Here is a 20,554-nt window from a genome sequence, read left to right as displayed (position 1 = left end):
AATCATTCCTTTCAAAAATATAAACTATACGTTTAGTATACTTAATTTGAATACAAAATAAAATAACCCATTTACAAAACTGAACGTTTAGTATATTATTTATTTTAATTAATGAACTAAACGTTTAGTATTTAATAGTTAAAAAATCTTACGATGTTAACTGATGCAACTAAGCCTAAGACTCCACAAGAACTTATTACAATAATACATGGGAAAAGAGAGGGGAGAGATGGCACAATTGAAAGTCTTGAAAGAAGAGTTGGATGCAGTTCAGACTCAATTTAGTAAAATGGCGTCTGACACTGCGGCAGCATTTGCCAAGATGATCCAAGAACTTCGGGATAATGGTATAGGAGGAGTTAACTATGTCTAATTTAAAAAATCAAACAATTGATAAAGATATTTCAACGGGGTTAACCATACTTCTAGCAACTGCATGTGGTATCATCGTAGCTAATCTTTATTATGCACAGCCCTTGGTTGGGTTAATTAGCTCTGCAATTGGACTTTCTACTAGTAGTGCCGGATTGATTGTAACGCTAACTCAAATTGGATATGTTGTCGGCTTACTATTTCTTGTGCCTTTAGGAGATATTGTTGAAAACCGAAAGCTAGTAGTTATATCTTTACTTCTAAGTACAGTCGCCCTGACTGCCACAGTATTTGTGAAACACGGAATTCTTTTCCTAGTGGCTTCATTCTTCATCGGATTGGGATCGGTCGCAGCACAAGTTCTCGTACCTTTTGCGTCATACCTTGCATCAGAAGCTACACGCGGTCGCGTTGTTGGTAATGTCATGAGTGGTCTGTTACTTGGCATCATGCTGTCACGTCCGATATCAAGCCTAGTAGCTGACATTTGGGGATGGAATGCAATATTTGCCTTGTCTGCGGCAGTAATTCTTCTCTTAGCGATCATATTATCAAAAGTACTCCCTACTAGGAGGCCAATGGCAAACACAAACTATACGGCCTTACTCGGTTCAATGTGGAAACTACTGCGAACTACCCCGATCTTACGCCGTCGCGCAATTTATCATGCGTGTGTATTCGGGACTTTCAGCTTATTCTGGACTACTGTTCCGTTATTATTGTCTAGCCCTACTTTTCATTTTTCTCAGAAAGATATAGCACTGTATGCTCTTGTCGGAATTGCGGGTGCGATAGCTGCGCCAGTAGGTGGCCGTCTAGCTGATCGCGGATGGACTCGGCTTACCACTGGGATAGCTCTCGCTGTTGTTATCGTTTCTTTATTACTACCACTCATGATTCAGAGTAGTTCGCCCGTTGGAATAGCTGTTTTAGTAGTTGCAGCTATTCTGTTGGACATGGGAGTATCCGCAAATCTTGTGCTTAGTCAACGTTTGATTTTCTCTTTGGAGCCAGAAATTCGTAGTCGATTAAACGGATTATTCATGGCTATTTTCTTTTTGGGTGGTGCTGTTGGATCCTCTATCGGAGGATGGGCATACGCCTCAGGGGGATGGAGTGCAGCATTATGGATGGGAATCGCTTTTCCAATCATAGCACTGTTTTATTTTGCCACAGAGAAATAGTTCTTTAATTAAACTTAAGCAGTCAGGATTCGTCTGACTGCTTAAGTTTTGGTATGTCCAAGCTTTAGAGATTAATTGCAATTGTTTTGAGGTTTTTGCACCAGAACCAGATTTTTTGTCTCTATCGCTGTAAGGGTACAAAACTCACCATGTAAAATATGTCTGAATTCTATGTAGACTATGATAAAAAAAGAGCTTGTGTCAAAAAACAAGCTCTCTTTAAAAGAAATAACGTAATTGAGATGTCTATATATTACCAATTGACTTATTACGATTCCATACGTCTCATGTTGAGAAATAAATTATAAGTGGTTTGATAAAACTAAAATGAATTATTGACATAATATTTTGACGATCATATAATAAATCTCGAATTAGAAATATTTTACAAAGGATTGGTGATTATGAGTGTGATTAATAATGATGAGAATTTATCTTTAAAGTTATTTGTTATATTATCACGAGCAGTACAGTCAATCACAAAGCGTATTGAAGAAGATATAAAAAGTTATGGACTTAATCCAACTGAATTTGCAGTTCTTGAGTTACTATACAATAAAGGCGATCAGCCTATACAAAAAATTGGAGACAAAATATTACTTGCAAGTAGCAGTATCACGTATGTAGTTGATAAGTTGGAAAAGAAGAGGTTCTTAATACGAAAACCATGTCCTAAAGACCGCCGTGTCACGTATGCGTCAATTACTTCAGAAGGTATTGAATTGATGGATACTATTTTCCCTCAGCATAAAGAGGCGATTCGGCAAATATTTGGTGGTTTGGGCTCTAGTGAGAAAAAAGTGATAATCGAACAGTTGAAAAAATTAGGATATTATGCGCAAGAACTATAAATTTTTTGAACATATATCTCGAATTAGTAATATCCTAATTAAATATAAATTGAATAAAAGTAAAAAATCCCCTCTGTATTATGACATATGTCATAATACTCGTTAATCTAATCATGATAAATTAACCTTAAAAATGCAAGGGAGAAGCGGTATGTATAAATTACTTTCCGCACTTATTGGTGCTCTCATCGCACTTATAATCCCATTAAACGGCATCTTATCAGAAGTTATAGGAAACTATAAAGCCAGCGTTCTTATTCACATTGTTGGATTGATTGCGGTTATTATCATTTTACTAGTGAGAAAATTAAAAATTAAGATTCATAAAGGAATCCCGCTCTACTTATATAGTGCGGGGGCTAAGTGTTCTTTTAAGAGTGAATCTTTAATAAAAGCTGAGAGTGGGTGTCAACAATGGAATTACGCCATTTAGAGTATTTTATTCAAGTTTGTAATAATGGTAGTTTTACTAAAGCTGCGGAAGTTCTAGGTATTTCACAGCCGACTTTAAGTCAACAAATACGTGTGTTAGAAGGTGAACTTGATACACCTTTATTTCATCGAGTTGGAAGAGGTATCAAAATTACAGAAGCAGGTAAGTTACTATTTGATAAAGGTAAATTTATCATGCAGCTATTTGACGAGGTTCATAATGAGATCTTTGAATTAAAGGGTGTGAAAAGAGGTGTGATTACTATAGGAGGGTTATTAGAGGACCTCACCTATTTAACACCTTATATTATGCAATTTCAACAACACTATCCTAACATCTTAGTAAAAATCATAGAATCAGAAGTTGCTGTAAATCAAATCGTTGAAAAAAATATTGATATAGGGATCACACGTAGTTTTCAAACTCCAGACACATTAACAAGCACTCTTTTGTATAGGGAAGAGCTCGTCCTTGTGGTTCCAAAAAATCATCCTTTGAATGAAAAATCATTTGTTTCTTTTCGAGAATTAGTAGGGCTGAGTAGAATAATGGCTTCAAGCAGTTGTCGTGAATCAATTAAGATATATTGTGAAAATTTAGGGTTATCTTTATCTGAGGCAAATATAGAAACAAAATCTTCTATTTCTCTATTGAGTCTTGTATGCAATGGACATGGGGTTGCCATAATACCACTCTCACTGGCTGATTTTGTTAATAATGATTCCTTGAGCATAGTTCGTATTGTTGATCCAACACCAAGTCAAGATATTAATCTTATTCACTTTGATGATAAATTTTTAAGTTTTGCAGCACGTATCTTTATGCAGAAGTTAAATGATCCTGAAAAAGTATCAGTATAATAGATACAATAATGATTCTAGCGTGAAAATTTCAGGAAAATTGAAAATAATCTATAAATCTTGGGATGAGATCTATATTAAAGTCAAAGGGCGGTGGATGTATATGTATGGTGCAGTCGATTCAAAAGGGAATACCATTGACTTTTATTTAAGGAAAAATGGAAAAATCAAATCAGCCAAGTATCTTTTCATATGCGCCTGTTCCTCATTTTATTAAGAGCTGAGTCCTTCCAATGTTAAGGTTCAAGTCTCTTGACACGGCTACATCTATTATTTTGAGATTAGCAGTCATGCATATGATCAAAAAAGAACAGACTAATTTATAAAAACGAGCATCCGCAAGACGAAGTTGTAACAATTGATTTATTCAATACTACTGTACCAGCAATCGATGCAGATGTATTTGCTACTTGGGGTAAATTTGCAGCAGGTGAAGGCTTTGAAACTTTAACTGAAGTTCAACAACAAAAAGTTGCAGCAATGAACACAAATCTAGAAACATTTATGCATGCGGATCGTTATGTATTCGTAACCCCTATGTGGAACTTTAGCTATCCACCAGTAGTAAAAGCATACTTAGATAACTTAGCAATCGCAGGTAAAACATTCAAATATACTGAAAATGGTCCAGTTGGCTTATTAGAAGGCAAAAAAGCACTTCACATTCAAGCTACAGGTGGCGTGTATTCTGAAGGAGCATACGCAGCTGTAGACTTTGGTCGCAATCACTTGAAAACAGTATTAGGATTCATCGGTGTAAATGATACTGAATATATTGCAGTTGAGGGAATGAATGCAAACCCTGAAAAAGCACAAGAAATTAAAGAAGCAGCAATTGTTAATGCACGTGAATTAGTAAAACGTTTCTAATATAGAATGCCTAAAAATGTCCAAACACTTGTTGTTTGGACATTTTTTCGGTTCTGGTGCAAAAACTCTAATGCCCTTGTAAGTAATCTCCTAAACTTGGACATACTGATACTATTACTTTAACAAAGGTGTGTGATAAGTATGAAAAAGGGAGATTTGCTCAAATGGAGGCATTATCAACCAGACATCATTTTGTTAACAGTGCGTTGGTACCTGCGGTACAATCTAAGTTTTCGTGATTTGGTGGAAATGATGGAAGAACGAGGACTATCCTTAGCACATACAACCATTATGCGGTGGGTTCATCAATATGGTCTGGAGTCTGATAAACGAATTCGACGCTATCTCAAGCAAACGAATGATTCATGGAGGGTGGATGAAACGTATATAAAGGTAAAAGGACAGTGGATGTATTTATACCATGCGGTTGATTCCGAAGGAAACACGATTGACTTTTACCTAAGTAAAACAAGAAATCATAAGGCTACGAAGCGATTCTTCAAGAAAGCCTTGCGGTCTTTTCATGCTTCTAAACCTCGTATAATTACCGTTGATAAAAATCCAGCTTATCCAATTGCTATCAAAAAATTAAAGAAAGAAAAACAGATGCCCGTAGGCATCCAAATCCGACAGCTCAAATATTTGAATAATATTATAGAGCAAGATCATCGTTTTATTAAGAAACGTGTACGTTTTATGTTAGGATTCAAGTCTTTTTGCACAGCTACATCCATTCTTGCAGGAGTGGAAGCTATGCATATGATTAAAAAAGAACAGATTGATTTACGGCATCAGTCTGTTCAAAACCAGAAAGAATTCATCCATCGATTGTTTGGGCTTACAGCATAAAATAGAATTCCGCTAGAAATATATAAGCTATATTCTCTTTTATTTTATCTTTGCACCAGAACCCATATTACCATTATGATCTTAATACCATTACTATTTGGGTCCGTCCTCGGTCCCAAACCCTTATTGTAGAAAGAAAACCACCGGCATTAGACCGGTGGTTCTGACTTAGAAAGCAAAGCAAGTACAACCAATACCCCATTTAGTTCCATCTTTTCCTATTACGGTATGAGTGTGTTGATGGAGAGGGTTACTGCAACTATGTAACTTATGATCATGGGCATCGTGAGAAAGTATATTGTGGGCTAGGTTAGCACCACCATAACCATAAACTCCCGTCGGTGCCCAATCAGGTGATGCTGGCGGCAATTCAGGTGACAAATTTTTAAATTCATCATTTCCATAAACAACCTGCCCACCCATAATGGTGAGTAATGATTCAAGGTCTTTGATTTCTTCTTCCGGCACAGTAAAGTAGTCAGCAGACAATACAGCAATATCAGCAAACTGACCTACTGCAAGGGTTCCCTTTTTACCTTCATCACCAGAGAACCACGCACTTCCTTTGGAATATAGTTCCAGGGCTACTTTTCTGTCAAGTTTATTTTTTTTATCGTATATCGAAAGACCACCAATGGTTTTTCCGGCAACCATCCAGTAAAGAGCAACCCAAGGGTTATAGCTGGAAACCCTGGTTGCATCACTACCGGCGCCAACAGGTATACCCAGGTCTAGCATACGATAAATCGGAGGAGTACGCTTTGCAGCTTCTTTTCCGTATAAATCAACAAAGTATTCACCTTGGAAAGCCATGCGGTCTTGGATGGCGATACCGCCATTTAAAGCCTTAACACGTTCCATACTACGATCTGAGATTGTTTCTGCATGATCAAACCACCAGCGTAGACCATTAAAAGGAATTTCTCTGTTGACTTCCTCAAAAACATTTAAGAAACGTGTTATTGACTCGTCATAAGTTGCATGTAAACGGAATGGCCAACGGTTTTCCACCAATAGAGAAATTACTTTCTTTAAGTCAGCTTCCATCACCGTAGCTAGTTCGGGCCGCGGCATTTGAAATTTTTCAAAATCGGCTGCCGAGAATACTAACATTTCTCCGGCACCATTCATTTTATACTTATCATTTCCTTGACCCGGAGAAACAATTTTTGCCCATGAAGCAAAGTCTTCATATTCATGATTTGGATTTTGCGTAAATAGATTATACGCAATACGCAAAGTTAATTGTTCCTTCTCGGCTAAATGTTCAACAACTTTGTAATCATCAGGATAATTTTGGAACCCACCACCTGCGTCAATGGCACTTGTAATACCTAATCTATTTAATTCGCGCATAAAGTGGCGAGTTGAGTTAATCTGGTCGTCAAAATTAAGTACTGGAGCTCTACCCAAACTTGAATAAAGAATAGAAGCGTTAGGATTGGCAATTAAAAGCCCCGTTGGATTACCTCGTTTATCCCGCTCAATTAAACAGCCTGGAGGGTCTGGGGTATCTTTTGTGTATCCCAGTGCACGCAGCCCTGCACGATTTACAAGTGCTCTATCGTAAAGATGTAGCACAAAGACAGGCGTGTCTTCAGAAACAGCATTAATCTCTTCCAAAGTTGGCATCCGTCTCTCTTTAAATTGAAATTCAGACCAACCTCCAACTACTCTTACCCACTGAGGAGCAGGTGTACGCCTTGCCTGCTCTCTGAGCATTTCCAGAGCAATAGCAAGTGATGGCACACCTTCCCAGCGCAATTCCATATTATAATGAAGACCTCCACGAATAACGTGTATATGAGAGTCATTCAAGCCCGGAATAGCTCTCTTTCTTTTAAGGTCTATTTTTTTGGTTTTTTCTGTGGCACTATCAAGAAGCTCATCTCCACCTACTGCAGTGACTAAACCATCAGTTATGGCGATAGCCGATACCTCAGGCTGAGATGGGTCAAGGGTAGTGATTTTTCCGTTATATAAGATCATATCCGGTAAATTCATGTTCACACCTCATCTACTTCCTATTATTCTGTAACCATGGATGAAATGTTTTACCGAGAATCGGCATGACTACCCATGATAGTAAGGACACTATACATACAGAAACAAAAAAAGCTGACATAATAGGATTCATATTTTTTATAATAGGTCCTATCACTTTAGGAACCAACATGCTAAGAGGCCATACACCCAGAAGGGTAACAATAGACATTTTCCATTTTGGCGGTGGAACTGGCGTTTTCGGAGTAACAAACCAATAAGCCAAACTGCTTTCAGTTTTGTAAGTTGGATTAGTAGCTTGAAATTGTTCTGCCTTTTTTAACAAATCTCGACGAATATCTGATTCTTGCCAAGCACGTAGATGCTCATACGTATCAAAGCGAAAAATAACAGTATACTCCCTGGATCCGTTATTGGGGACTATTAGATTTACGCCTAAATGCCCTGGAAATTTAGTAGCGGCAGCTTCGATTTCATGTCTCCATGTTTCAAACTGTTTTTCTCTACCTTCTTGAATTTCCCATGTAACAATCGTTGTTACTGCACCGCCAGCATCCATCGTGTTCCCTGTATGAGTTTCTCCGACAGTTACTCTTTCTTGTTTCATATTTTCCTGCTTGGAAGCGCGCCATGTACCATAGTATATGCGTATTCCACGCCTTGACCATAAGCGCCAGTGTGTTCTTTTACAATTTCCATAACAGCATCATAAGTGTCTTTGCGTGCCCAATCACGTTGGTATTCAAGTAAAACTTGAATTGCTGTCACTGGAATTGCTCCAGCTTGTTCTACACGACGCATAGCAGCATTATGTGCTGTCAAACTAGTACCACCTGAAGCATCATCAACTGCATAAACTTCATAGCCAGCTTTAATTGCTTCAAGCACAGGGAATGCAAGGCAAACTTCAGTCCAAAGTGCTGCAAATATCAATTTCTTTCTACCTGTTGCTTTAACTGCCTCAACAAATTTTGAATCTTCCCAAGAGTTCATTGAACTACGTTCTATAATTTCATGGTTTGGTAATATGTCAAGAATTTGTGGCCAAAAATAACCAGAAAAGCTGCGTGTTTCAACTGTAGTAAGAATAGTAGGTACGTTAAAAGCTTTTGCTGATTTAGCAAGCAGCATAACGTTATTAATCAATGTTTGTCTGTCAATGCTTGCAACCCCAAAAGTCATTTGAGGCTGAAAATCGATCAAAATTAATGCACTGTTCTCCGGGGTTAACAATTCTAAATTACTCATAATAAAACACTCCTTTTTTTGAATTGTTTCAAATAAAGTTTTTTGAAACAATTATATTTTCTGTTAATTTCAGCTGTAATCGTAAAAATAAAAGCTTTCTATACTTCTTAATTTAAAAGGGAGCGCTGATTAAATCAGCGCTAAATTTATACTATCCACTTTTAAAAAAAGTGATTTATAGCTATTTCTTAGGAATAAATTTATGCATTTTGTTTACTAAGATCTCGCTGAGCTCCCATATAGCTTCCAATTATATTTTGATAACCTGGAAGATTACTAGCAAGCAAATTGCCAAAACCTTCGACATCGTTGCGCCAATCGCGTTGTAATTCGCACGCTACGCTAAACCAGTTCATAAGTTGCACGCCACTATGTGCCATACGCGTATTGGCAGCATCTGCAACTTGTTTACTGAAAGTTCCTGAAGCATCAGTAACAGCAAATACTTCATATCCAGCTTTTATAGCGGAAAGTGCCGGGAAAGCAACGCAAACATCCGTAACTACGCCCGCGATGATAAGTTGTTTTTTTTCAGTTTCTTCGATTGCTTTTACAAAATCATCATTATCCCATGCGTTAATTTGTCCAGGTCGAGCTATTTTTGGTGCGTGAGGAAAGAGATCAACCAATTCTTGCATTAAAGGTCCGTTAGGTCCGTTTTCAAAGCTTGTTGTTAAAATAACTGGTAAATCAAAAAACTTAGCAGTGTGAGCAAGAGCTAAAACATTGTTCTTGAATTCATCAACACCATAGTCACGTACTAGTCCGGACATAAGACCAGTTTGATGATCTACTAAAAGAACGACAGCATCATCTTTGTTAATACGAGAATAGAGATCAGACATTATGTATTCCTCCTAAAAATTAAGTAATCGAAGAAAGTTTAAAAAGTGGAATATTATCATAAATTTCTTCGTTTGTTACGATTAGTTTATAACTAAACTGACCGTTAAAATTAATTTATCTATAAGCTTATGACACGTCAATAATTTTCTTAAAAATCAGAAAAATAGTTAGACTAATTTTTTTAAATGCTTGATCTCCTTTTATTAATCTAAAATAGGAGCTTTATCTATCCAATTTATAAATTGTTGTAAATAACGCTGAAGATAACGTTTTGTTTGTTCGTCAGTAAGTACTTTCTGATCGGAATCAATCTTTTCATGTACTTGGGAAATCAGTACTTTTTGAAATGGAAGAACATGAACTTGCATGGCTTCTAGTATTTCTCTGATTTGCATTTGAGCATAAACAGTACCTAATCCCCCAGGAGTTGCACCAATTAAACCAACTGGTTTTCTGCTAAGAACAGCAGATTCCCGAGGTCTTGATGCCCAGTCCAATGCATTCTTTAATACGCCTGGAATTCCAGAATTGTACTCTGGACTTACAATAATGATACCGTCAACGTCCTGAATAGCAGATTTAAATGATGTCACTGTTTCTGGAACACTTATTTCTAAGTCTTCATTGAACAAAGGTAGATCATTTATCTCGATCCAACGAAATTGATGGGAATCATCCATCCCTGTTAATGATTGAGCAATGATTCGATTATAAGAGTTTTTTCTTAAACTACCACAAATAAGGCCTATGGTCTTAGTCATATATTTCCTCCTTTCGTTATATTAGTTATAGCAGCATTCACAGAACATGAAGCGCTATACAAATTTATAGTATTTGAAAACCAATTCATTAATCAATTCTAAATTATCTATAATTTCTATAGATGGTAACTATAGTTATTTTTACCATAAAATTGATTGGTTTTACCTATACATTCTATAGATAGAACAATATTGATAGTCACCTATTTTTGTTATTAGAATTGAATATGAGGAATGTTCAGCAATTAAGACCATTTGTTTAAGGAAGATAGTTAATTTGTTCTGCTTTATTAGTTTTAGGTACAGGTATCATCCTTGGCTTTTTTTGCAAACACTTCGTATTCTGGGACCTGCTCCTCCTATTCTAGGATTAATAGGTCTAATTAGCATGTTCTTAGGAGAACGGCTAGTTCCTTGGACTAAGATGTGGTTAAACCATCAATGATTATTAACATAACGTTATTTAATAAGGAGGTAATTAGATTATGTCGCATGAAACAAACACTTTAGAGGCAGAAATATTGATTCACAATGCAAATGTTGTGACTATGGACATAGCTAATCCGATGGCAACAGCAGTTGCGATTAGAGGTGACCGTTTCTTAGCTGTGGGTAACGATTCAAATGTAATGCAATACAAAGGGTCTTCGACTAAAGTGATTGATGCAAATAAGCGACTCCTAATTCCTGGATTAAATGACTCCCACATTCATCTCATACGTGGAGGATTAAATTTAAATTTAGAGCTACGTTGGGATGGAGTTCCATCGGTGGCTGATGCTTTGCGCAAGTTGAAAAAACAAGTGGATCGAACCCTCGCCCCTCATTGGGTTCGAGTAGTTGGAAGGTGGACTGAGTTTCAATTTCAGGAACGACGGATGCCGACCTTAGAGGAAATTAATCGGATTGCTTCGTCTTTTAGGTTAATTTCATGATGAAAAAAGTATTAGATGGGGAATTGTTACAAAAACAGAAAATGAATTCATCGGAACAATAGAGTTTCATGCTTAGAGTCCACAACATAAACGTGCATAAATAGGTTACGAGATTCATCCGGATTATTGAAGAAAAGAATATATATTAGAATATTTTTTGGAGGTAGAAGAATGGCAAAAATTACTGTAGGAACCGAAAATCAAGCACCCATTGAGCTATATTATGAGGATCATGGTACAGGGAAGCCAGTAGTATTAATTCACGGTTGGCCATTAAGTGGTCGATCTTGGGAATACCAAGTTCCTGCTCTCGTTGAGGCTGGATACAGAGTCATAACTTATGACCGTCGAGGGTTCGGGAAATCTTCTCAGCCATGGAACGGTTATGACTATGATACATTTGCTACTGATTTACATCTGTTACTAGAGCATATGGATCTCCAAGATGTCACACTGGTCGGATTTTCAATGGGTGGTGGAGAAGTAGCTCGCTATATCGGAAACTATGGAACAAATAGAGTAGAGAAGGCTGTATTTGCAGGAGCTGTACCACCATTTCTTTACAAGTCAGCAGATCATCCTGAGGGAGTATTAGATGATGCAGCAATTCAAGGATTTGAAAATGGAGTAAAAAGTGATCGCCTAGCATTTCTTGATGAGTTTACGAGAGGATTTTTTGCTGCTGGAGATCGAACTGACTTAGTCAGTGAACCATTCCGACTTTACAATAGGGATATTGCAGCGGGTGCATCGCCTAAAGGAACACTAGATTGTATCGCTGCTTTCAGCAAAACGGACTTCAGAGGAGATTTAGCCAAGTTTAATATACCTACCCTTGTTATTCATGGTGATTCAGATGCAACTGTTCCATTTGAATATAGTGGGAAGCTAACACATGAAGCAATTCCTAATTCTAAGGTAGCTTTAATAAAGGGTGGTCCACATGGGTTAAATGCAACACATGCTAAAGAATTTAATGAAGCACTGCTATCATTTTTAAAGGACTGATTACAAATGAATAGTTGTTAATTGATAGAAGAGGGGCATTTTACCTTTTCTGAAAAGGTTGTTGGTAAGCGATTAGTTACACTCTTAAATATCAACTTTTATCATAATAAAGAAAAACGTTATCTTTTTTATATTGTTGCAAGAAAAGATAACGTTTTTCTATTTAAAAATAATGCAACAATTACGATGTTTGGCGGTCTGAACAACCTTATCCTGATACGCTGCTTTTTACTCAATAGCATTTTTGGAATGGCTTTTGGTTGGATGTACCAGAAGCTGAGATTACAATATGCGATGATTGCACACGCTTTGGGACATGTTATTCATCATGTTATTTTGGTATACTTCCTACTTTAGTAATAATAAAGGGTTAATACAAGCCATCACATCATGTGTAAACATAGCATGCACATTTAATAGAAGAGGTCAAAAAACGCTATTCTTCCTGTATATTTCTACAGAGAGAATAACGTTTTTTCGTTTTGGGGATATTTCAAAACCTTAGCTTGATGGACATGTGGCGGTACCCCTTAAATATTTGGTTGATAAACTATTAAGTTTCTCTTGAATATACTAGATACTTTTATCTACAATACCATTATTTTACATAAATCTAAATTTTCATACTTTACAATAAATTAACTCTGAGAAAATATAAATATAATATTTTTACATTACAATTCAAAAAGAGCCTATTAAAAAAGTACCATTTTTGGAAACGAAAGGGGGATTTCCATGACGAAAAATCTCCTCTCATCCCGATCGATGGGAGGATGCCCGCCATCCTTGTAAAGCGGGGCGACCTTCTCCAGCACAATGGAGTCGTCGACATGATTGATATAATCAATGAGTTCCGCATCAAAGTTTCACTACGGCTCTATTTTTTTACTCAATTTTACAAGCTTTTTGAACAGACTCTTAAAATACTTAAAATATGGAGGTTTTCTGTAATGAAAAGAATATTATCTATTTCCCTCGTATTCACGATGATATTCGTTATGTTATCGACCACCACAGACGCACTTGCAAACGAATCGGACGACAAACTCGTCAAAATCGACAATATGCAGCCATTTTACGGTCAAACGATCACCGCCAGTGCAATCATGGGTCATGGGTCAGATGGCAAAAATCTCACATTTCAATGGCAAGTACAGGAATCACGTATAAGCGATAAATATATTAATGTCAAATCGGGTGGTACATCCAAAAGCTACACCGTAACGTTAAATGATATTGGTAAAAAATTACGCGTTGTAGTTAGTTTACCATCAAATGGTGACAAAAAAACTTCATTACCCACGAACGCAGTATTAAATGCCAACCCCCTTATTGCATCGATGAAATTCGATAATAATTTAAAGGACGATGTAAATCAAGAGAATTTGACAGCAAATGGAAATTATAGTTATGTAGACGGTGTGTTACCAGGGACCAAAGCTCTGCACTTAGAAAGCGGAGACGGCAATTATGTCGGTACGAAGCATAGCTTGAATTTTGGTAATGACAGTTTTACCACATCCTTCTGGTATAAGGGTGACACTAACAATAATCAGGTAATATTATCAAACAAGGATTTTACTAAGAGCTCTAACGAAGGCTGGGCGATTTATACATCAGCTAATTCGGTCAATATGAATTTAGGATTCCCGACCGCATCAGTAAAATTTGGTCGCGACACGTTTAATGCTTCCGATTGGCGTTACGTGACATTTGTTGTAGACAGAGATAAAATGCTCGCATCGTTGTATATTGATGGTTACAAAATGACTGAAACTTCGCTGGGGGTCGGAACTTTAGATACATCGAACCCATTAAATATAGGTAGCGACGGATTGGGCAAACATGGCGGTAATTCATTCGATATAGCTGATCTTAATGTTTGGAAAGGTGCATTTAGCGGTGATGTAGTTCAAGCGAATTATAATAGTTACGCTGTAAATAAAGTAGATATGAAGGCACTTAACGACAAAATATCAGAAGCAAATAAAATAATAGCAGACGGTCTCGGCAACGGCTTCAGCGAAACCGATTTTGATCATTTGAAAAAGGTCTTGAATACGGCAAATACGGTTGCAACAACGCAAAAAGAAAAATTATATACACAGGAAACCATCAATTATTACGAACGTGAACTAAACAACGCCATATTCATCTATCAAAAAAGTAATAAAACATTAACTCCCGCCGGTTTAAATATGATTGTGGACAGCGACCCGGAAGTAAGTGCTAATCCCGCAACAATCGCGCGCATTGAAAAAGATTACAGAACAGAACTGAGACTATTCCCACAGGCCGACGTACTCTTTATTCCTGGCGACGTTACCGGCGGTAACAACGCCAATGAATATGTGTGGATGAAAAATCTGACAGACATATACAATAAACTTAAAGGTGAGGGTCTGTTTGACAATACGAAGCTTTATATGGTAAGAGGCAACCATGATATGGGCGGCGCCGAACAATTTATACCTGTCGGTTCGGCGGGCGCGTGGAACGCCTCAACGAATTCATACGATAACGATTTCTTTAATAGTGCTTATAGGGTAAAGGTAAAAGGATATAATTTTGTGGGTTTTGACGGAAATTATAACAACGACAATACGGTGGGGAAAACCAAAAATTTCCTTGACCAAATTAAAAAAGAAGCGGATTACGATCCAACCAAACCCATATTTGTATCTTCTCACTACCCTATAAGCGGAACCGTGTGGGGATCGGCATGGAGCAGCGCGGCAAGTAATAATGTAGGTAAATATATTGCCGACAATAATTTTTCGCAGGTGGTATATATGTCAGGTCATACGCAATACGACCCGACCGACGAACGTTCTCACTATCAAGGTGCGGCTACGTATCTCGACAGCGGTGCGAGTTCATATTCCAGTTATATTGATAACGGTCCGTACGGCGGATATATAGAAGGCTCGTATATCAATTACAAAACCACACCTCGCATCGCGAATTTCATAGAGGTTTACGGTTCAAAAATTATCATCAAACAGTATAATTTAAGTACAGATGAATATGTAGGCACACCTTCTGTAAAAGTCGTTGGTGAAGGCAAAGAGGCCTTTACCTATAGCAGGAGCGATATAAGAGAACTCATGGCTCCGCAGTTTGAAGAGGGTATTACGGTCGATTCCTACAAAAACAACGAACTTGCTTTTACAATAAAGCAAGCAAAAGACAATGTGCGCGTTTTGGAATATAATATTCAGCTTATCAACAAGCTCACGGGGAAAGTGGACAAATCGTTTAACAGCCTTTCGCTGCCGTTAGACAAACCATTCGATGAATACAGACATTATAAGTTTACAGATTTGTCGCCGACTACTCCATATATACTCAGGGTATTCGCCGACGATTCCATGTATAACCGTTCGTCGCAGGACATTGACATTGAGGCTCAAAGTGTTAATTTAAACAGCATCACTGCGCCTGCTGACATAACAGGGGTAGCAATCGGAACGGCGAAGACAGCGGACGCCCTTGGATTGCCAAAGACAGTATCCTTGGTTTCCGATCTAGAAAACAGGGTGGATGCCGATGTGACATGGAATGTAGATGCTTCAAACTATGATCCCACAGTAAAGACTGCACAGACCTTTACTGTAAATGGAACTGTAACTTTGCCAACTGGGGTGAAAAATCCCAATAACGTGCCTTTGACAACAAGTATTAAAGTAACGGTTAATAAGATCCCAGCGTGGACCGCCGCAGTTACCGCTTCATCGTATTACAATGTCGATTATTCTCCCGACAAAGCGTTCGATGGCATCATAGGGCAATCGGGTAGAGGCGAATGGGCGTCCAAGGGAGAACAGAATCCATGGATCCAGCTGAATTGGACGACGAATCAAACGTTCAACAAGATTATCTTCAATGATCGGCCCAATTTAGCTGACTGGGCGCCCGGCGGAACGCTTACCTTTAGCGACGGAAGCACTGTGACGGTTTCAGGAATCCCGAATGACGGGAGCGCTTATTCTGTAACTTTCCCTGAAAAGACGGTGACATGGGTCAAATTCCAGGTATCCGGTGGAAGCGGACCAAATGTCGGTTTGTCGGAGATTAGCGTCCTTGAAACAGAAGCTGTAAAGAATTAGCTTCTAACTTAAAAGAATTTATTGTATTGAATTCACACAGGTATCATCACATTAGCGAAATTTAGGATGGATCGGTAATGAAACGGGGGGAGATCAATTTTCTCCCCCTCATTATTTGGACGATTAATGGTACCAAAGGTGTACTAAAGCTGCATTTCCTCGCTCTGCAACGGAATACCAGCTCATATTTCATATGTAATGTGACGGTCGCTGGCGCCGTCGGTGTAGAAATTGACCTAATTGTTGTCCAGTCGGTTGTTGTGAAAGATATTGACAGACACTGGGAGTAAAGACGCCATTGAGAAGCTTGCTAGCGCAGGAGTGATTACCGGATACGATGACAGGACGTTCAAGCCGAACAAAACGATTAACCGTGAAAAAATGGTTATTATTCTATCCCGTATTGTGGACTTAAGTAAAGTGGACAAAGATGCTTCCAAAGGCAACTTTGCGGATATAGCAAGCGCAAGCTCTTATGCAGCAAACCAAGTCAAGGATGCGGAAAAAGCGGGAATCATCAGCGTCAAGGGCAACTCCACACGCGCAGAGGTACTTACGATCGTTCTGAACGCATTGACCCTTAACCCACAAGTAAAAACACTCTTGGACAGCTTGAAATAAGTCGAGCGACATGTTCAAGTTGCAGATTGAACGTTCGTAACCGGATAAGCTATATTGCAGATTGTATTACTAACATTTCATGAAAAGGGGTTCCGCTATGAAGCAGCGTTCATTTCTGTCCATGTTCATCATCATGATCTTATTATTTTTTGGGACTGCCACAACTTCACTTGCGCATTCCGTAAATATGAATTACTCGGATTTAACCATTGAAGGGAACGAGATTCTCTATGATCTTTTTATTGAACAAACAGACTTGTTTCCACAATTCGGTACTGACCTGGATAATCTGGTGAACGATGAACTGGCCCAGCAAAAAATCGAATCCTATCTACAGAAAGGTCTTCGCATAGATGCGGATTCGAAGCCCTTAACGATGGAATTGGTTTCGATGAACATGGCGCAAAAGGGTGCCGTAAGAGGCATGGAATTTCAACTGAAGTTTATCGCCGATGAAGAAATCGAACAATTTAATCTTCATTACGATCTGGTGTTTAACGATGCGCCTGCTCATACGAGTGTACTCATGGTCCATGCAGGGGAATATTTTCAGCAGGATATGATTGATAGCACTAATAGAGATATTCTGATCAACCTTTCCCATATTGATAGCACTAAAAGTGATAATCTGAGCAACGTTCCCCAGCCTAAGATTGGCGCTGTTTTGTGGAAATACTTTAAGCTTGGAATCGAACACATTTTGACAGGTTATGATCATTTGCTGTTTTTGTTATCCTTAGTATTAATCGCATCTCGCTTCAAGGATGCGTTGAAAATTGTTACTGCTTTTACAATCGCCCACAGCATAACACTATTCTTGGTGGCCACCGACCGTATTCAGGTCAGTTCGCATTGGGTCGAAGTCTTGATTGCCCTGACGATCTGTTATGTGGCAGTGGAAAATATGTTTGTTCAAAAGGCGAAATGGCGGTGGATATTGACAGCCATATTTGGCCTGATTCACGGTATGGGCTTCGCCGGGGCTTTAGCTGAAACAGGACTTCCAAAAGAAAATCTGATTGGCTCACTCCTGATGTTTAATTTAGGTGTGGAAACAGGCCAACTATTGATCTTATGCCTAGTACTGCCCCTCTTGATATGGCTACGAAGGTTCCCTTGGTATCGTAAAATGATGATCTCAACGTCTTGCCTTATTTTTGTGCTGGCATTTTATTGGTTGATTCAAAGATTGTAATTAGGCTATTTATTGATCAATACGAGAGTTAGCGGTATTTTTGCTAGCTCTTTTTTATTATTGCGTGTCTAGCCAAGTCAGGCACAACTAGCTGGTATAGTCCGGTCGAGGTAAGAGCCTAGTCGGCTCGTAGCTGACAGGCAGCTCGTGAAGAGATCCTATCTGATCGGGGTTCACAGTATGTGTTGGAGGATTATTAGAAACCCACTCTTATAGACATGTAGAGGAAATGACCGGAATTTCTAAAAGTACCTTAATCCGAGCTAAAAGAAAGATACTTATAAAATGATATTAGCAGGATTCAATTAAATAATTTGAAACGCAGGATAATTAAGTGGCCAAAATCACTATGTCTGTCTTATATCTTTTCAGTATCCTTGTAGAGAAAAGGCCAGCTGCCTACTAGTCGTTTTCCTGGAATTTTAAAAAAGAACCTTCAGTATGCTAGTTAAATATTATTCAAGAGAAAACATTAAATTAGAACAATAGGTTCGAATGGTCAGGCACGAGTTGCTGAAGCTCTTCTTTTTACTTGAATTAAAATTAGAAATAATAAAAAAGCCCCTACATTTTAGTTATTCAATTAAAGGGCGCGATTGTTGAACAAGAAGTAAAAGGGTGATACATATTATATATGACTAATATGTATCACCCTTTATTTTTTATGACTTTTTACGAATTAGGTCTTGATAATATTTTTTAAACAACTTTCTTATTTAGTTACAATGATAATTTCCCTTACTGTTTAATATACGCCCATTTATAACTATACACTCCAGCAAAAGGTCTAATGCAAACATCTTTCACATATGGTCGTTCCAGATACACAAGTCCAGCTTGATAAATAGGAGCAATGGCTGTATCGTCTTCTATGAGAATTTTTTCGGCATCTTGGAAAGCCTTCCAGCGAGCAGGTAAATCTGTTAGTAGGGAAGAACCAGCATTATGGATAAGCTCGTCGTATTTTGGATTGGAATAGTTCATTCGGTTAAATGAGCTACCTGTTATAAACATATCTAAGAATGTCATTGGATCAGGATAATCAGCTCCCCATCCAGAAAGAGAAATCTCGTAATCGCCTTTAGATTCACGCTCTAAATATACTTTAACAGGAAGTTGCGTTAATGTAATGTTTAGTCCCGGTAAATTCTTTTCTAGCTCCCCTTTTAAAAATTCGGTAATCTTCTTATCATTCGAATCATCAGTGCTTAAAATTTCTAATGTTATAGTTTGGGTACCTAATTCTTTTTTAGCAAGTTCCCATAATTTTTTTGCTTCTGCAACATTTGTCTCTATTTTTACATTACTTGTACTGCGAAAATCTTTGTTATCAGGTCCTTTTACAAATCCCTGTGGAATGAGTGCATTGGCTGGAATAGAACCATTGTTTAAAATTGTATTAGCAACGCCTTTTTTATCAAAAGCTAAGCTAATGGCTTTTCGTGCATTTTTATTTGCAAGAACTTGATTTTTTTGATTGAAACGTAAGAAAACTGTTGTTGGTCGTGCTAATTTTTTTAAGCTATCACTATCTTTGTATTTATCTACGAATTCAGCGTTAATAGTTGCTCGGTCTACTTGTTTTGCTTCAAATAGATTGACAGCTGTTGAAATATCTTTGACGATATGAGCATTAATTTCTTCTAATTTTACATTTTTATTATCCCAGTAATTTGGATTTTTCGTCATTTTATATTCTTGTTCATGTTTCCATTCACTTAGTACGAATGGTCCGTTATAGATTGCATTTTTAGCTTCTAATCCGAAATTTTTCCCTTGTGATTCTACGAACTTTTGATTTAAAGGATAAAACGTGGCAAATCCCATTAATCCAAGGAAGTATGGAACAGGATGTTCAAGTTGAACTTCTAATGTTTTGTTATCGAGTGCTTTTACACCTAATTCATCTAAAGGAAGTTCTTTTTTATTAATTTTTTTCGCGTTTTTAATATCAAATAGAATTTGTGCATATTCTGAAGCTGTTTCAGGGTTTACTGCACGTTTCCATGCATACACAAAATCATGAGCTGTTACAGGATCGCCGTTTGACCATTTCGTATCACGCAGTTTAAATGTATAGGTTAATCCATCTTTACTCACTGTATGAGATTCTGCAGCTCCAGGTACAGGCTTTCCCTCAAGGCCAGGCATGTATAAGCCTTCCATGACGTTATTGAGAGCGCCAAAGGATAAGCCATCTGAGGCAATTGAAGAATCTAAAGTTGAGATTTCGCCTGATTCTACAATATTTAAAACTGGTTTTCTTTTTTCTTGCGTTTGAGTAGTGGCTGTTTCTGATTTGTTTTGGTTACATGCTGATAAAATAATAGAAAGCATAAGAATAAGAACAATGGACAGTTTTAGTTTTGGTTGCATTTTTCGTCCTCCTGTTTATTTGTCCATAAGTA

The 20,554-nt window shown here is 37.8% G+C and carries 17 protein-coding genes and 4 pseudogenes; 15 read left to right on the top strand and 6 right to left on the bottom strand.

What is annotated here, in order from left to right; translation table 11 throughout:
• The first annotated feature begins 229 nt into the window (after nucleotides 1–229).
• From ACTDJC_RS08130 to ACTDJC_RS08095, 8 genes and pseudogenes are all read left to right on the top strand, one after another.
• Entirely contained in the window at nucleotides 230–373 is a 144-nt protein-coding gene (locus ACTDJC_RS08130; protein ID WP_176524567.1) for a hypothetical protein, read from the top strand.
• Nucleotides 366–1,556: an MFS transporter gene (locus ACTDJC_RS08125; RefSeq protein WP_440603112.1), complete on the top strand. Its 1,191-nt coding sequence runs from the start codon at nucleotides 366–368 to the stop codon at nucleotides 1,554–1,556. The genes ACTDJC_RS08130 and ACTDJC_RS08125 overlap by 8 nt, the downstream gene beginning before the upstream one ends.
• Before the next feature lie 404 nt (nucleotides 1,557–1,960).
• Nucleotides 1,961–2,407, top strand: coding sequence for a MarR family winged helix-turn-helix transcriptional regulator (locus ACTDJC_RS08120; protein WP_440603111.1), 447 nt, complete (start codon nucleotides 1,961–1,963; stop codon nucleotides 2,405–2,407).
• A gap of 151 nt (nucleotides 2,408–2,558) precedes the next feature.
• A pseudogene (locus tag ACTDJC_RS08115) lies at nucleotides 2,559–2,768 on the top strand (DMT family transporter); the annotation flags it as partial.
• A 53-nt stretch (nucleotides 2,769–2,821) separates the two neighbouring features.
• Nucleotides 2,822–3,700, top strand: a complete 879-nt coding sequence (locus ACTDJC_RS08110; RefSeq protein WP_440603110.1) for a LysR family transcriptional regulator — start codon at nucleotides 2,822–2,824, stop codon at nucleotides 3,698–3,700.
• 58 nt (nucleotides 3,701–3,758) lie between these two features.
• Nucleotides 3,759–3,893, top strand: a pseudogene (locus ACTDJC_RS08105) (DDE-type integrase/transposase/recombinase); the annotation flags it as partial.
• A 128-nt stretch (nucleotides 3,894–4,021) separates the two neighbouring features.
• Nucleotides 4,022–4,570 (top strand): annotated as a pseudogene (locus ACTDJC_RS08100) (FMN-dependent NADH-azoreductase); the annotation flags it as partial.
• 141 nt (nucleotides 4,571–4,711) lie between these two features.
• Nucleotides 4,712–5,419 carry an IS6 family transposase gene (locus ACTDJC_RS08095; RefSeq protein WP_440603109.1) on the top strand — a complete coding sequence of 236 codons (708 nt, stop codon included), beginning with the start codon at nucleotides 4,712–4,714 and terminating at the stop codon, nucleotides 5,417–5,419.
• A gap of 168 nt (nucleotides 5,420–5,587) precedes the next feature.
• Here ACTDJC_RS08095 and ACTDJC_RS08090 read toward each other — a convergent pair whose 3' ends face one another.
• From ACTDJC_RS08090 to ACTDJC_RS08070, 5 genes are all read right to left on the bottom strand, one after another.
• Nucleotides 5,588–7,423, bottom strand: coding sequence for an amidohydrolase (locus tag ACTDJC_RS08090; RefSeq protein ID WP_440603108.1), 1,836 nt, complete (start codon nucleotides 7,421–7,423; stop codon nucleotides 5,588–5,590).
• A gap of 13 nt (nucleotides 7,424–7,436) precedes the next feature.
• Entirely contained in the window at nucleotides 7,437–8,030 is a 594-nt protein-coding gene (locus tag ACTDJC_RS08085; RefSeq protein WP_098308566.1) for an antibiotic biosynthesis monooxygenase, read from the bottom strand.
• Nucleotides 8,027–8,671 carry a hydrolase gene (locus ACTDJC_RS08080; protein ID WP_098308568.1) on the bottom strand — a complete coding sequence of 215 codons (645 nt, stop codon included), beginning with the start codon at nucleotides 8,669–8,671 and terminating at the stop codon, nucleotides 8,027–8,029. The genes ACTDJC_RS08085 and ACTDJC_RS08080 overlap by 4 nt, the downstream gene beginning before the upstream one ends.
• Nucleotides 8,672–8,871: 200 nt before the next feature.
• Nucleotides 8,872–9,516: an isochorismate family cysteine hydrolase YcaC gene (ycaC, locus tag ACTDJC_RS08075; RefSeq protein ID WP_440603107.1), complete on the bottom strand. Its 645-nt coding sequence runs from the start codon at nucleotides 9,514–9,516 to the stop codon at nucleotides 8,872–8,874.
• 204 nt (nucleotides 9,517–9,720) lie between these two features.
• Nucleotides 9,721–10,278, bottom strand: a complete 558-nt coding sequence (locus ACTDJC_RS08070; RefSeq protein ID WP_440603106.1) for an NADPH-dependent FMN reductase — start codon at nucleotides 10,276–10,278, stop codon at nucleotides 9,721–9,723.
• A gap of 277 nt (nucleotides 10,279–10,555) precedes the next feature.
• On the opposite strand from ACTDJC_RS08070, the gene ACTDJC_RS08065 reads away from it, so the two are divergent.
• The 7 genes and pseudogenes from ACTDJC_RS08065 to ACTDJC_RS08035 all read left to right on the top strand — a co-directional run.
• Nucleotides 10,556–10,723 carry a DUF1427 family protein gene (locus ACTDJC_RS08065; protein WP_440603105.1) on the top strand — a complete coding sequence of 56 codons (168 nt, stop codon included), beginning with the start codon at nucleotides 10,556–10,558 and terminating at the stop codon, nucleotides 10,721–10,723.
• A 40-nt stretch (nucleotides 10,724–10,763) separates the two neighbouring features.
• Nucleotides 10,764–11,213, top strand: a complete 450-nt coding sequence (locus ACTDJC_RS08060) for an amidohydrolase family protein (RefSeq protein ID WP_255258111.1) — start codon at nucleotides 10,764–10,766, stop codon at nucleotides 11,211–11,213.
• Between the two features lie 171 nt (nucleotides 11,214–11,384).
• Entirely contained in the window at nucleotides 11,385–12,221 is an 837-nt protein-coding gene (locus ACTDJC_RS08055; RefSeq protein ID WP_098308574.1) for an alpha/beta fold hydrolase, read from the top strand.
• Nucleotides 12,222–13,051: 830 nt separating this feature from the next.
• Entirely contained in the window at nucleotides 13,052–16,330 is a 3,279-nt protein-coding gene (locus tag ACTDJC_RS08050; RefSeq protein ID WP_440603104.1) for a DUF7402 domain-containing protein, read from the top strand.
• Nucleotides 16,331–16,600: 270 nt separating this feature from the next.
• Nucleotides 16,601–16,951 (top strand): S-layer homology domain-containing protein, encoded by a 351-nt coding sequence (locus tag ACTDJC_RS08045; RefSeq protein ID WP_440603103.1) that lies wholly within the window; start codon nucleotides 16,601–16,603, stop codon nucleotides 16,949–16,951.
• Nucleotides 16,952–17,048: 97 nt separating this feature from the next.
• Nucleotides 17,049–18,146, top strand: coding sequence for a HupE/UreJ family protein (locus tag ACTDJC_RS08040; protein WP_440603102.1), 1,098 nt, complete (start codon nucleotides 17,049–17,051; stop codon nucleotides 18,144–18,146).
• A gap of 193 nt (nucleotides 18,147–18,339) precedes the next feature.
• Nucleotides 18,340–18,435, top strand: a pseudogene (locus ACTDJC_RS08035) (recombinase family protein); the annotation flags it as partial.
• Nucleotides 18,436–18,884: 449 nt separating this feature from the next.
• Here the strand turns inward: ACTDJC_RS08035 and ACTDJC_RS08030 are convergent.
• Nucleotides 18,885–20,522, bottom strand: coding sequence for a peptide ABC transporter substrate-binding protein (locus ACTDJC_RS08030; protein ID WP_440603101.1), 1,638 nt, complete (start codon nucleotides 20,520–20,522; stop codon nucleotides 18,885–18,887).
• Nucleotides 20,523–20,554 lie beyond the last annotated feature (32 nt).

Source organism: Bacillus sp. GB_SG_008 (assembly GCF_052038115.1).
In the GTDB taxonomy this organism is placed as follows: Bacteria; Bacillota; Bacilli; order Bacillales; family Bacillaceae_G; genus Bacillus_A; species Bacillus_A rhizoplanae.
This window is presented reverse-complemented; position numbering and strand designations above follow the sequence as displayed.

Bases quoted from the DNA above. Each gene is read 5' to 3' on its own strand.
- ACTDJC_RS08040 (WP_440603102.1), top strand. From the start codon at position 17,049: ATGAAGCAGCGTTCATTTCTGTCCATGTTCATCATCATGATCTTATTA.
- ACTDJC_RS08030 (WP_440603101.1), bottom strand. From the start codon at position 20,522: ATGCAACCAAAACTAAAACTGTCCATTGTTCTTATTCTTATGCTTTCT.
- ACTDJC_RS08120 (WP_440603111.1), top strand. From the start codon at position 1,961: ATGAGTGTGATTAATAATGATGAGAATTTATCTTTAAAGTTATTTGTT.
- ACTDJC_RS08070 (WP_440603106.1), bottom strand. From the start codon at position 10,278: ATGACTAAGACCATAGGCCTTATTTGTGGTAGTTTAAGAAAAAACTCT.
- ACTDJC_RS08095 (WP_440603109.1), top strand. From the start codon at position 4,712: ATGAAAAAGGGAGATTTGCTCAAATGGAGGCATTATCAACCAGACATC.
- ycaC (WP_440603107.1), bottom strand. From the start codon at position 9,516: ATGTCTGATCTCTATTCTCGTATTAACAAAGATGATGCTGTCGTTCTT.
- ACTDJC_RS08060 (WP_255258111.1), top strand. From the start codon at position 10,764: ATGTCGCATGAAACAAACACTTTAGAGGCAGAAATATTGATTCACAAT.
- ACTDJC_RS08050 (WP_440603104.1), top strand. From the start codon at position 13,052: ATGATTGATATAATCAATGAGTTCCGCATCAAAGTTTCACTACGGCTC.
- ACTDJC_RS08055 (WP_098308574.1), top strand. From the start codon at position 11,385: ATGGCAAAAATTACTGTAGGAACCGAAAATCAAGCACCCATTGAGCTA.
- ACTDJC_RS08080 (WP_098308568.1), bottom strand. From the start codon at position 8,671: ATGAGTAATTTAGAATTGTTAACCCCGGAGAACAGTGCATTAATTTTG.
- ACTDJC_RS08125 (WP_440603112.1), top strand. From the start codon at position 366: ATGTCTAATTTAAAAAATCAAACAATTGATAAAGATATTTCAACGGGG.
- ACTDJC_RS08130 (WP_176524567.1), top strand. From the start codon at position 230: ATGGCACAATTGAAAGTCTTGAAAGAAGAGTTGGATGCAGTTCAGACT.
- ACTDJC_RS08110 (WP_440603110.1), top strand. From the start codon at position 2,822: ATGGAATTACGCCATTTAGAGTATTTTATTCAAGTTTGTAATAATGGT.
- ACTDJC_RS08085 (WP_098308566.1), bottom strand. From the start codon at position 8,030: ATGAAACAAGAAAGAGTAACTGTCGGAGAAACTCATACAGGGAACACG.
- ACTDJC_RS08090 (WP_440603108.1), bottom strand. From the start codon at position 7,423: ATGAATTTACCGGATATGATCTTATATAACGGAAAAATCACTACCCTT.